This is a genomic window from Gluconobacter kondonii (genome assembly GCF_002723995.1).
GTDB classification, from domain to species: Bacteria; Pseudomonadota; Alphaproteobacteria; order Acetobacterales; family Acetobacteraceae; genus Gluconobacter; species Gluconobacter kondonii.
Window position 1 is genome coordinate 1 of sequence record NZ_BEWP01000004.1, and the last position, 12,127, is coordinate 12,127.

The 12,127-nt window shown below is 62.8% G+C and carries 10 protein-coding genes; 7 read left to right on the forward strand and 3 right to left on the reverse strand.

The window, feature by feature from the left end; genetic code table 11:
* Positions 1 to 6: 6 nt before the first annotated feature.
* A complete protein-coding gene (locus GKO01_RS05400; RefSeq protein ID WP_099286138.1) occupies positions 7 to 1,365 on the reverse strand; it encodes an RsmB/NOP family class I SAM-dependent RNA methyltransferase in 1,359 nt (452 codons plus the stop codon).
* Positions 1,366 to 1,422: 57 nt separating this feature from the next.
* On the opposite strand from GKO01_RS05400, the gene GKO01_RS05405 reads away from it, so the two are divergent.
* The 7 genes from GKO01_RS05405 to GKO01_RS15925 all read left to right on the forward strand — a co-directional run bounded on the left by GKO01_RS05405 (position 1,423) and on the right by GKO01_RS15925 (position 8,614).
* The gene (locus GKO01_RS05405) at positions 1,423 to 2,121 is read left to right on the forward strand and encodes a YggS family pyridoxal phosphate-dependent enzyme (RefSeq protein WP_099286139.1); all 699 of its coding nucleotides are present in this window, start codon (positions 1,423 to 1,425) and stop codon (positions 2,119 to 2,121) included.
* Positions 2,122 to 2,235: 114 nt separating this feature from the next.
* Entirely contained in the window at positions 2,236 to 4,263 is a 2,028-nt protein-coding gene (locus tag GKO01_RS05410) for a potassium transporter Kup (RefSeq protein WP_099286140.1), read from the forward strand.
* Between the two features lie 11 nt (positions 4,264 to 4,274).
* The gene (gene hemW / locus GKO01_RS05415) at positions 4,275 to 5,438 is read left to right on the forward strand and encodes a radical SAM family heme chaperone HemW (protein ID WP_099286322.1); all 1,164 of its coding nucleotides are present in this window, start codon (positions 4,275 to 4,277) and stop codon (positions 5,436 to 5,438) included.
* Positions 5,439 to 5,474: 36 nt separating this feature from the next.
* On the forward strand, positions 5,475 to 6,563 hold the full coding sequence (locus GKO01_RS05420; protein WP_099286141.1) for a nucleoside hydrolase: 1,089 nt from the start codon (positions 5,475 to 5,477) through the stop codon (positions 6,561 to 6,563).
* Positions 6,564 to 6,605: 42 nt separating this feature from the next.
* Positions 6,606 to 7,025, forward strand: coding sequence for a DUF1489 family protein (locus GKO01_RS05425; RefSeq protein WP_099286142.1), 420 nt, complete (start codon positions 6,606 to 6,608; stop codon positions 7,023 to 7,025).
* A 141-nt stretch (positions 7,026 to 7,166) separates the two neighbouring features.
* Complete coding sequence (locus GKO01_RS05430) at positions 7,167 to 8,141, forward strand: VOC family protein (protein WP_244901341.1); 975 nt, start codon at positions 7,167 to 7,169, stop codon at positions 8,139 to 8,141.
* Positions 8,138 to 8,614: a hypothetical protein gene (locus GKO01_RS15925; RefSeq protein WP_167383435.1), complete on the forward strand. Its 477-nt coding sequence runs from the start codon at positions 8,138 to 8,140 to the stop codon at positions 8,612 to 8,614. The genes GKO01_RS05430 and GKO01_RS15925 overlap by 4 nt, the downstream gene beginning before the upstream one ends.
* Here the strand turns inward: GKO01_RS15925 and GKO01_RS05435 are convergent.
* Together GKO01_RS05435 and GKO01_RS05440 are read right to left on the reverse strand one after the other, a co-directional pair.
* Positions 8,590 to 10,653, reverse strand: coding sequence for an FUSC family protein (locus tag GKO01_RS05435; RefSeq protein WP_099286143.1), 2,064 nt, complete (start codon positions 10,651 to 10,653; stop codon positions 8,590 to 8,592). The genes GKO01_RS15925 and GKO01_RS05435 overlap by 25 nt on opposite strands.
* Complete coding sequence (locus GKO01_RS05440) at positions 10,653 to 12,071, reverse strand: NAD(P)H-dependent flavin oxidoreductase (protein WP_099286144.1); 1,419 nt, start codon at positions 12,069 to 12,071, stop codon at positions 10,653 to 10,655. Before GKO01_RS05440 ends, GKO01_RS05435 begins: the two co-directional genes overlap by 1 nt.
* Positions 12,072 to 12,127 lie beyond the last annotated feature (56 nt).

The following is a 12,127-nucleotide window of genomic DNA, read 5'->3' on the forward strand; positions in this document are numbered from 1 at the left end:
CCGGCCTCAGACCTTGATCAGGCGCGCGGCAAAGAAGCCGTCCATGCCGCCAAGTTCGCTCCACAGGCCCGGATGGGTGCGGAACATCCCGTCCCATGTCCGGGCAACGGCCATATCGGCCAGTTCCGCTTCCGAAAACGGATCGAACTTCCAGCCACCACGCGCAATCGCTGCCTTGATCCGCTCCGGACCTTCCTCGTCCTGAAGCGAGCAGACTGCATAAAGCAGCACGCCACCCGGCTTGAGCATTTCATGCGCGGCATCAATCAGCGCATCCTGACCTTCCGCCAGCGCCGTCACGTCACGCGGGCGCTTGATCCACAACACGTCTGGATGACGGCGCAGCGTACCCGTCGCTGAACACGGCGCATCGAGCAGAACCATGTCCACCGGAACGTCCGGACGCCATGTGGCAGCATCCGCCACAACCGTCTTCGCCGACAGCTTCAGCCGTGCGATATTTTCTTCAAGCCGCTGCGCCCGCACTTCCTCACGCTCGACCGCCACGACCTGCGCGCCCGCCGTTGCAAGCTGGGCCGTCTTGCCGCCCGGTGCCGCACACAGATCCACAACGGTCTTGCCCGACACATCGCCCATCAGCTTCACCGGCATCGTGGCCGCCACGTCCTGCGCCCAAAACGCGCCGTCCTCGAAGCCTTCCAGCGTCGTGATGCGCGTCCCGGCCGGATAACGGACGGACCCTGTCGGCAGGACCTCGCCACCTTCCGGTGCGATTGCTCCTGGACGCAATGTCAGATCCAGCGGCGCCTCACGATGCAGGCCGCGCGAAATCGCCCGCGCCCGTTTACCCCACGCACTCCACAACCAGGGCGGCACATCCAGCCGGTCCACGTCCAGACCATCCAAAAGCTCCTGTCCCTCACGCGAAACACGTCGCAGCACGGCATTGGCCAGCCCCGCGAACGGCGCCAGACCGCGACGGCGCAACAGATCCACGATCGTCCCGACCGCCGCATGGGGCGGCGTTTCGAGATGCAGCAACTGCGCCACGCCCATCAGCAGCGCACAACGCACCGGCTCGGGCGGTTCGCGGCGCAATAGCGGCTGAAGCAGTTCGGTCATACTGCCCAGATGACGCAATGTCGTCGCCGCCAGACGATGGGCCGAGGCGCGATCCCGCGGGTCCAGTCCTTGTCCCGCACGATCCAGCGTTGTCTCCAGCATCCGGCGATGCTCGACCACCCCACAGACAATATCGAAGGCAAGATCGCGCGTCGGGTCCGGCGCAGGACGACGCTGCGGCGTACGGCCACCCTGTGACGACCCTTGCGGGCGGCGGGGCGCACCATTCCGGGTTCCGGAAGCCGGATTGCGGGGAGGCTTGTTGGATGGGGGCTGGGTCATGACAGGCTATCGATCTCTCGCATCCTGCCGAAATCGCATCTTGCGGCCACGGACGCAATGGCGTCTTCTCCCGACATGTCCGATCTTATTGCCCAAAACCTCGCCGCCATCCGTCATCGTATCGCTCAGGCCTGCGAAAAAGCCGGGCGCGCAGAGGCGGACGTGTCTCTCGTGGCCGTCAGCAAGTTCCACCCGATCGAGAGCGTCGAAGCCGCACTGAAAGCCGGTCAGCGCCTGTTCGGGGAAAACCGTGTGCAGGAAGCCGCCTCCAAATTTCCGCAGCTTCGCGAATATTTCCCGGATCTGCGCCTGCACATCATCGGCGGCCTTCAGACCAACAAGGCCCTCGAAGCCTGCCAGATCGCGGACGTGATCGAGAGCCTCGACCGTCCGTCCCTGTCGGACGCCATTGAAAAGGCCGCGCAGAAAGCCGGGCGTCTCCCCGACCTTCTCGTTCAGGTCAATACGGGCAACGAACCGCAGAAATCCGGCATTCCGCGCAACGAAGCCGATGCGTTCATCGAAGCCTCCCTTGAAAAATTCGGCCCGAAAATCCGGGGGCTGATGTGCATCCCCCCCGAGGATGAAGACCCTGCGCCCCATTTCCACTTCCTGCGCAGAACCGCCAAACGGCATGGACTGCCGGTGCTCTCGATGGGGATGTCCGCGGATTTTGAAACCGCCATTGCCGAAAACGCAACGCTCGTCCGGGTAGGAACCGCCATTTTCGGAAGCCGTCCCGCGCCACAATCCTGACGCACGGCTTGCGTCCGTCGCAGAAATCTTGTCATGAGGGGAAGTTGCCGTGATGTGGAGCACGCTTGACGAGTGCTGCGACAGGAGATGACGGCACTCTACTGACGCCCGTAAATGGAACCAGCAATGCCTGAACATGACGGTGACCGCGCCTCCAACTCTCCTCATGGCGTAGGGACTCCCAACGACTCCGGCGACGTCGTCCAGACGATCGAGCAGGCCCGTTCGGAAGGCCATACCCACGAGATCGGTGGCGAAGATGACGGTTCCAGCCACAAGCGCCCCGCCGGCATGGGCGCGCTGCTTACGGTTCTGGGCGTGGTTTACGGCGATATCGGCACAAGCCCACTCTATGCGCTGCAATCCTCCGTCAGCATTGTCAGTTCCCCCAAGATGCCCGCCCAACCTTGGGAAATCATGGGGCTTGCGAGCCTGACGTTCTGGGCGCTGATGCTCATCGTCACCATCAAATACGTCATCCTCATCATGCGGGCCGACCATGACGGCGAAGGCGGCATCATCGCCCTCATGTCCCTCGCCCAGCGCGTCTGCAAGTCGCAGCATTTCCGATGGCTGTTCGGCCTTGTGGGCATTGCTGGCACCTGCCTGTTCTTCGGCGACAGTATCATCACCCCGGCTATTTCAGTGCTTTCGGCCGTGGAAGGCATCGAAACCTCCGTGCCCTCGGCGAGTCACATCATCATTCCACTGGCCATCATCGTGCTGATCGGACTGTTCTCGGTTCAGGTTCTGGGAACGGGCAAAATCGGCAAAGCTTTCGGCCCGATCATGGTGATCTGGTTTGCGGTTCTCGCCATTCTCGGCATCAAGGGGATCTTTCTCTACCCCCATATTCTGCTCGCCCTGTCGCCGACCTTCGCGCTCGAATTCATCATTATGCACGGCTATCTGTCGTTCATCGCTCTCGGTTCGGTCGTGCTGTCCGTCACGGGTGCAGAGGCGCTGTACGCCGATATGGGCCATTTCGGACGCGCCCCGATCCGCAAGGCGTGGCTGTTCTTCGTCCTGCCATCGCTGACGCTGAACTATTTCGGACAGGCCGCCCTGCTGATCCATAATCCGCATGCCCTGTCCAACCCGTTCTATCTTCTGGTGCCGCACTGGGCGCAGATCCCGATGCTGATCCTTGCGACCTTCGCAACCGTGATCGCCTCGCAGGCCGGTATCTCGGGCAGCTTCTCGCTATGCCGTCAGCTCATTCAGCTCGGCTACCTGCCCCGCACCCGCATCATGCACACCAATGCATCGGAAGAAGCGCAGATCTATCTGCCGTCGCTGAACTGGATTCTGGCCTTTGGCGCGCTGGTTCTGGTGCTGTCGTTCCGCACGTCCTCGGCCCTCGCCGCCGCTTACGGCATTGCTGTGACAGGGACGTTCCTGTGCACCTGCGTGCTGGCAATGGTGGTGTTCCGCCGCGTCTTCAAATGGAAGACCGCCACGGTCGCGATCGTTTTCGGCTTCTTCTTCATCGTGGACAGCATTTTCTTCTCGGCAAACGTGCTCAAGATCCCCGATGGCGGCTGGGTCCCGCTGGCGATCGGCATCATCAGCACCATCATCATGACCACCTGGAAGCGCGGACGCAGCCTCATCGCCGCCCGTCAACAGGCGGATTCCATGCCGATGGGCTCTTTCCTCGCGCGTCTGCCGCAGTCCCGCACGATCCGTGTTCCCGGTCTGGCCGTCTTCCTGACTGCCAATCCCGATATCGTGCCGAACTCGCTGCTGCATAACCTCAAGCACAACAAGGTCCTGCACGATCACATCCTGTTCGTGACGGTCCAGAACCTCGACCAGCCGGAAGCCGAGCGCGGCCACCGCGCCATTGTTCAGGAACTGGCCCCCAACATTCACCGCGTCATCGTCCGCTACGGCTTCATGGAGATGCCCAATCTCCCCCGCGCCCTGCTGGAACTGAACGCGCTCGGCGTGGCGTTCGACGCCATTCAGGCCTCCTATTTCACATCGCATGAACTCGTCGTCCGCTCCCGCGTGCCGAAGATGCAACTCTGGCGCATGTGGATCTTCCTCCTGCTCCAGCGCAATGCGGCCTCCACGACCGAGTTCCTGCGCATCCCGCCTGACCGCGTGGTGGAATTCGGCGTCCGGATCGCCATTTGACCTCCCGTCCTTTGGCCGAGCCGCTTTCCCTCTACATCCACTGGCCGTTCTGTCTGGCGAAGTGCCCCTACTGCGATTTCAACTCCCATGTCCGGGAGGTGATCCCGCAGCAGCGCTTCGCCACAGCCCTGCGCCGCGAACTCGCCCATGATGCCGCTCGCCTGACCCGCGATGGCGTCAAACGCCCCCTGCGTTCGATCTTTTTCGGCGGTGGCACGCCCTCGCTGATGGCCCCCGAGACCGTTGCAGCCCTGATTGAAGACGCACACCGCCTGTTCGACGCCGAAAACGATCTGGAAATCACGCTCGAAGCCAATCCGACCAGCGTCGAGGCCGGAAAATTCGCGGCATTCCGCCAGGCCGGGGTCAACCGCGTCTCGCTCGGCGTGCAAAGCCTGCGGGACGATGCGCTGCACAAGCTCGGCCGCGAACATTCCGCCACACAGGCCATCCGCGCGCTCGAAACCGCCCGAACCCTGTTCCCGCGCATTTCCTTCGACCTGATCTACGCCCGCCCCGGCCAGAGCGACGCCGACTGGACGGACGAACTGACCACAGCGCTCGACCTCGTGGCCGATCACCTGTCGCTGTACCAGCTCACCATCGAACCCGGCACCAAGTTCGAAGCCATGCACCGGCGCGGCGAACTCACCCTGCCCGATGAAGACACTGCCGCACGCCTTTATGACCTGACGGGCGACATCGCTGCCCGTCACGGCCTGCTGCCCTATGAAGTTTCGAACTATGCCCGCCCCGGTGCCGAGAGCCGCCATAACCTGACCTACTGGCGCTATGCGGACTATATCGGCATCGGCCCCGGCGCTCATGGGCGCCTGACGCTGGACGGCGAATTGTATGCCACCCGCCGTCACCGCGCGCCCGAACCCTGGGCCGAACGGGTTGAAAAGACCGGCTCCGGCAGTACCGAAGAAACCCTTCTCACGCCGGAAGAAAAAGGCCGCGAAGCCCTGTTGATGAGCCTGCGCCTGTCTGAAGGCATCGACGAGGCGGCCTTCGCCGCCCGCACGGGCCGCGCCCTTCTGGGTTGCGTGGACCCTGCCCTGCTTGACGCCTGCATCGAGGAAAACTACCTCGAACGGGACAGCGGTATCCTGCGCGCGACGGGCGAAGGACGGCTTCGTCTTGAAGCGATACTGGCGCGCCTCGTCACTTGAGGGCATGATCCGGTCTTAATCTATCTGGAAGAGACCATGCGCCGATCCATTCTCTCTGCCCTTCTGGCTACCTGCACCATACTCGCCCCGCTTTCTGCTGCGACGGCCGCTCCCGCTCCGAATTACGTCGTACTCGACAACGACTTCCTCGGTCCGGGCGGCTCCAACATCCAGTCCATCATTCCCTTGCTCAACCGCCCCGGCGTGACACTGCTCGGCCTGACGTCCGTCGTCGGCGATGACTGGGAAAACGCGGGCACGGCGCATGCCCTGCGCTTTCTGGAAATCGCCCGCCAGACACAGATCCCTGTCGCCGATGGCGCGACCACACCACTGGTCAACACCGTCGCTGAGACGAAACTGCGTGAACAGCAGTTCGGCATTATTCCGTGGAAGGGCGCATGGGGTGGCCTTGGCTCCATCGAACACGTCCCGGCCACACAGCCGCCCGTCCGCAAGCTGACTGAAGGCGCCCCCCATACCACCGCCGACGCGCTTCCGGCCGCCATATTCCTGATCCGTGAGGTCCACGCCCATCCGCATCAAGTTACGATCATCGCCGCAGGTCCGCTGACGAACCTCGCCCTCGCCATCCGGATCGACCCGACTTTCGCCGAAACCGCCAAACAGCTCGTCTTCATGGGCGGCCTGCTCGATGCCAGCATGATGTCCGTCACCGGCAACGCCGATTTCGCCTCCGACTTCAACCTGATCATGGACCCCGAAGCCGCCCAGATCGCCCTGACGGCGCCATGGCCCGCCATCACCTGCGTCGGCAACGTCTCGAACGACATCATGATGACGCCCGAACTGGCAAACCGCATCGACGCAAAGCACAACGCCGTCACGGATTATCTGAAAAAGTATCAGGCGCCCTTGCCGCTGTGGGATGAACTGACCTCCGCCGTCGCCGTTGATCCGACACTGATCACGAAATCCGTCACGGCCATCATGAACGTCAATATCGACCACGGGATGGATTACGGACACGCCCATATCTGGCCGGATTCAACCGCTCCGAAAGGTATGGGTCTGCGGAAGGTGAAGATCGTGCAGTCGATCGACAAGACGCGCTTCATCAACGAGTTCGTCTCGCAGTCCCAGAACGCCCCCGGTACACACTGACCAAGCACGCACTAAGAGCTTGAAGGAGGGCATCCGACACCTATGCTGAACATCATCAAACTGGCCGTCGGCTGCCCGAGCATCGAAGTCCTGCGCGAGCGGCTGAACCACTACCGCCTCAACGGCCACGCCACCGTCCAGACCCGCACCATGCCCAAACGGGCCGAGGAGGTTCTGGACGGCGGCTCCCTGTATCGCGTGATGGATGGCATGGTCCTGTGCCGCCAGCCCATCATCGGTCTGGAAAGCGCCCAGCACGCGGACGGCAGCACAGGCACGCTGATCGTCGTGTCCGACGAAATCATCCCGGTCCAGCCACGTCCGATGCGGCCCTTTCAGGGCTGGCGCTATCTGGACCCCAAGGACGCGCCCCCCGATCTGGGCAGCAGCCTTGGTCATGACGGTATTGCCGATCTCCCGCCACAGCTTCGGAAGGAGCTGGCCGAACTCGCCCTGATCTGACCCTCCAAGATCTGGCCCTCAGGGCCTCGCCACATTTTTGCTGCATTCCGGGAACGGAATGGGACGTGAAACGTCATGCCTTTATTGCAGGGAGCCACAGGATGCTCCCCTCCGGCCTGCCGATCGTCCCGAAGACGCACCGTGCAGATCAGAACAGAAGGAGTGCCGCCTTTGCCGCCCTTTTCCCGCCTTTCCCGAACAGGCACGGTCGCCGTCACGCTGTCAGCAGCCCTCACTCTCAGTATCAGCCTGACAGCTTTCGCTTCCGATGCGCTTGCACAGACAGCCAACACTGCTGAAACGCCAGCCGCGCTCTCAAAAACCCTGCCCGGCAAGATCGTCTACACACAGCTCACAACGCCCGATCTGCCCAAAGCCAAGGCCTTTTATGGCGCGCTTCTGGGTTGGAATTTTCAGGACCGCCCCGTCTCGCGCGGCCATTATGCCGAGGCGTTGGTCAATGGCCATGTCGTAGCCGGACTGGTCGAACGTCCCCTCCCCGATACGAATAACCCGCCCCAGCCGCTCTGGCTTCCGTTCATTTCGGCACTCGACGTCCCGACAGTGGCCAAGGAATCGCTCCAGTGGGGCGGAAAAATCCTGTACCGCCCGACCGTTGTTCCGGGCCGTGGCGAGCAGGCCATCATCGCCGACCCGCAAGGCGCGCTTTTCGCCGCTCTGCACACCCCTCACGGCGACCGTGACGATACGGACGACACGGTTCAGGGCGACTGGATCTGGCATGCAATTCTGACCCCAGCTCCCGCAGCCAGCGCAGGATTCTACCAGAAACTCTTCGGCTATCAGGTTGAAGACGCGCCTCCGCCCGACACGCACCAGCACTATATTCTGGACTCACAGTCCATCGCCCGTGCGACCGTCAATCCCCTCCCGGCGCGCCTGCCTGCGGATGCGAGTGCGCGCTGGATCGGCTTCGTTCAGGTGGACAGCGTCGGAAGTGCCGCCGAAAAAGCCGTGCAGCTTGGAGGGCGTGTTCTCGTGCAACCCCATCCCGATCATCAGAACAGCATGATCGCCGTCCTCGCCGACCCGAGCGGCGCCGTTTTTGGCGTCATGGAATGGCATGATCCCAGCGCGGCAGGAGATGCGAAATGACCCGTTGGACAACAAAAACCTTCCTGCGCCTTGGCAGTACGCTCTGCCTTCTGGGAATGCTGTCGGGCTGCGGTGACTATGAATATGGCGGCCCCGGCCAATACGGTTCCTATTATGGCGGCGGGGGCTATTACAGCAGCACCTATAATCGCGGCTGGGGCAGCACATGGGGCCCAGGATGGGGCTGGGGACCGGGTTATTACGTTGGCCCCTATCCCGGACGCGGTCCGGGGCGGCCTCCCGGCGTACGTCCCGGCCCCCGGCCTGGAGGACCCGGCCATGGTCCGGGTGGACAGGGTAGACCCAACGGCAGGCCCGAAGGTGCCCCCGGACAGGGACCTGGTGGCGGAAGACCCGGAGGCGGTCAGGGACCGGGAAGGCCAGGCGGCGGAGGAATGGGCGTTGGTAACCATGGCGGTGGCCAGGGCGGTCGTGGACCCGGTGGCGGTCATGGCCCCGGTGGGCGCCGCTGAACCCTATCATATCTGCTCATGAAAACCGGAGGCGCTGATCCGCCTCCGGGATCAGACATCTTACGTCCCGCACGCTCCAGAGCGGCGATCTCGGCCATGACGTCTCCATTCTCGATCTTCTGGGCAATGTCTGCGAAGGGTGCGCCCGCCTCAAGCGCCGCAGCCGTAGCACTCCAGTGCTCCCCGGCCTGCGCATCGCCCTCACATAACCCAGCCGAAATATCGAACCGCAGCAACGTCGCCTCCCCGCTCAGACGACGTAGCGCCCGCAACAGGGCATGAGCCTGCGTCGCGCGTTCTCCCACTGCCGAAACCCCGCCCAGAACGGGAAGTGAGCCACGAGCAAACTCGGCCCGTGTGGTATCGATCCCGGCCTGACGTTGGACGCGATCTGTTGTCACGGGATCTTCCCGCTTCAACACAGCCGAAACATACCGTAGATTGCCGATCACTGCCGCCTGCAACAGGCCATCCATGTCCTGCCCCCGTCGCTGCGGGCAGACCATGAACGCACACAGCAGTCCGATGACACTGCCGAGCGTATTATCCAGCACCCGCATCCACGCAATGCCTTGCGACGGCATGAGCATTTCTGTCACGACAATGAACTGCGCGCTGATGAACACGACCAGCATCGTATAATTGACAGCGCGCATCGCGATCGCCCCGATCACGAAGAGCGCCACCGCCGCCAGCATCTGCGCAGAACCCGGTAGAAACGGCGTCAGCAACAGCGCAAGTACGCCTCCACCCAGCGTCCCCAGAACACGCTCCAACGCCCGCACCAGCGTTGTCTGACCGGAAGGCTGGATCACCAGAAGCACTGCGACCAGCGCCCAGAAACCATAATCCAGATTCAGCCACCAGCTCGTCAGATAGGTCGCCAGCAGACCCACCACGAGACGCAGCGCATGTTGCCAGATCGTCGGAGTCAGCCGCGCCGCATGGCGTGGCAACTCCCCATCGAACGGTAGTCGCGCCTTCTGCGCCAGTCCTTCGGCCAGTGTTCCCAATGTCCGCGCACTGGTCGCCACAAGCTCGCCAACCGGTCCCGCCGTGGCAGGAATAGTCCCCGCCAGCGCCAGCCCTTCAGCGGCCAGATGTTCAAGATCAGGCGAAGGTTCGAGCGCCGCGTCGCTCGCGTGCTGACACAGGGCCGAAAAAGCCGCCAGCGTACCCCGCGCTTCAAAGTCCAGCCCACGGGTCTCGACAAGATGTTCGACGGCCAACATGGCGGTAAACAGACGCTCAGCCCCGGCCAGCGAAGCCATCAGCCGCCCGCGCATACCGTAACTCGCATGTCCGGCATCGATCTGAAGCGCCAGCCCCCGGGCCCGCTCGATGGCCGTACGCACATTCTGCCGGTGTACGGTTTCCTGAAGTCGCCCCGCTGCGATCTCGCCCGCCATGACCGACAGCAGCCGGTAACAGGCTCCAACAGCCCGCCGCGCAGGGGCGTAAGGATGCTGAGGCCAGACCACGAGGCACAGAAATGCCGCCCAGAGTCCCCCGCTCCCAAACGCAAGAGCAACGACGAGAGCGTCCTGAAATCTATGTGCCGGAAACCCGGTGCCCGCCAGCATGACGCAACTCAGCAGCGCACAGAGCAACGCAATAGACGGCGACAGCGCCCTGGCCAGACCCGCCATCAGGCCGGTCAGCACAAGCCAGGGCAGCACACCCCAGAGCGGATACACCGCAATTAGCGACGTCACGCCCCCAAGGATCGTGCCGCACGCCGTAAAAAGTCCAAGAATACGAAACTGCTCGCGCGCCGTGCCCCCCGGCTCGATCAGACAGCTCCAGAAGGCGGCAAAGCCAGCCCAGGCCAGAACGGCCTGATGTTCATAAATCGCAGGAAGCAGCGCCACGACCGTCGCCACCGCCGCCCGGGTTCCTTCTGCCGGAGCAATCTGCTCCGGGCTTACGGGAACCGAATGACGCGCCAGAAACTGCTTCAGAAAATCAAACGGTCTCTCCCGCCCCTGTGAGGCGCGGGAGGAAGGCGTCTGGCGGAGAAGCGGCGGGTCAGAGGCCATCAGAGACCGGTCAGAATACGCTCCACGAGCTGGCTGACCGTCGGGACAAAGCCGTTCGCGTAGAACGGGTCAGTTCCGAAACGCCACGCATTCGTGCCGCCGAACATAAGGTTATGGTCGACCACATTATCCTCATCCGCGCCGGGCGGAATATGGGAAATGGTCTGGAGCGTCTTCTGAATGCAGAAAGAGCGCGGATCCGCCTTCTGGCCGTTGGTATACGGCTCGCGCTGCATCCAGTTGGAGAAGCGGCACTGCGAAAGGCATCCCATGCAGGCCGTCTGGTCGGCAAGGATTTCGCGCGCGCTTTCGGGCGTCACGAAGATCAGCGTATCGTCCGGCGTCCGCAGAGCCTCGGTGAAGCCCGCGGCTTCCCACTCTGCAATCCGCGGACGATCGGCGGCAGGAACGAAAACCTCACGCTTGCGGGCTCCAACGCCGTAGGACGCGTCATAGCCGTCGCCAGCTTCCTGACTGTACGGCACCTGACGCTCCGAGCGGTCGCACAGATCCTGCATGAAGCTGTTGCGAACGGCCGAAGAATAGAAACCGGTCGGGGAGAAGCGGTTGAGATACACATCCCCCTTCTTCAACGTCAGCAGACGGCGCTTCCAGCCTTCGGGAATCGGGCTTTCCTGCGTCAGAAGCGGTCGGGTTCCGAACTGGAATACAATCGGCCCCAGCTCTGGGTTTCCGATCCAGTCCTGCCAGTCTTCAAGATGCCAGACGCCACCGGCCATGATGATCGGCGTCTCGCCCAGACCATAATTCCGCATGACACGGCGCAGTTCGAGAACGCGCGGATACGGATCTTCCGGCGAAAAGGGATTTTCCGTGTTGGACAGACCATTATGGCCACCCGCACGCCACGGATCTTCGTAAACAACGCCACCCAGCAGTTCGGGCGCCTTGCTGTACGCACGCCGCCACAGAGCGTTGAACGCCCGTCCCGAAGAGACGATCGGATAATAGGGAATGCCGAAGCGAACCGCGATGTCGGACAAACGATACGGCATGCCCGCACCACAGGTCACGCCATGCACCAGCCCCGGAGCGCCTTCGAGAATCCCGGTGATGACCTCTTCAGCCCCGCCCATTTCCCAAAGGATATTGACGTTGATCCGGCCTCTGCCGCCCGAAATCTCGTGAGCGATCTTCGCCTGCGCGATACCGCCATCAATCGCGTAGCGGATCAGTTCCTGCTGGCGCTCGCGGCGCGTGCGACCATGATAGACCTGCGGAACCGGATGACCGTCCTGATCGTAGCTGTCCGCATTGACAGCCGAAATGGTGCCAATCCCGCCCGCAGCGGCCCAGTGTCCGGCCGAGACGCCCGTAGAGACGGAGACACCTTTGCCCCCTTCGATCAGAGGCAGCACGTCCTGACCACCAAAACGGAGGGTATCAATAGATTTCATGGGGACTGGCTGTCTCCGAAACTCAGAAAAAAAAGGGCGGGGCCTTGTGAGCCCCG

Excerpts from the sequence above, each read along its gene's own strand:
- GKO01_RS05400 (WP_099286138.1), bottom strand. The coding sequence starts at position 1,365 with ATGACCCAGCCCCCATCCAACAAGCCTCCCCGCAATCCGGCTTCCGGA.
- GKO01_RS05405 (WP_099286139.1), top strand. The coding sequence starts at position 1,423 with ATGGCGTCTTCTCCCGACATGTCCGATCTTATTGCCCAAAACCTCGCC.
- GKO01_RS05410 (WP_099286140.1), top strand. The coding sequence starts at position 2,236 with ATGGAACCAGCAATGCCTGAACATGACGGTGACCGCGCCTCCAACTCT.
- GKO01_RS05420 (WP_099286141.1), top strand. The coding sequence starts at position 5,475 with ATGCGCCGATCCATTCTCTCTGCCCTTCTGGCTACCTGCACCATACTC.
- GKO01_RS05425 (WP_099286142.1), top strand. The coding sequence starts at position 6,606 with ATGCTGAACATCATCAAACTGGCCGTCGGCTGCCCGAGCATCGAAGTC.
- GKO01_RS15925 (WP_167383435.1), top strand. The coding sequence starts at position 8,138 with ATGACCCGTTGGACAACAAAAACCTTCCTGCGCCTTGGCAGTACGCTC.
- GKO01_RS05435 (WP_099286143.1), bottom strand. The coding sequence starts at position 10,653 with ATGGCCTCTGACCCGCCGCTTCTCCGCCAGACGCCTTCCTCCCGCGCC.
- GKO01_RS05440 (WP_099286144.1), bottom strand. The coding sequence starts at position 12,071 with ATGAAATCTATTGATACCCTCCGTTTTGGTGGTCAGGACGTGCTGCCT.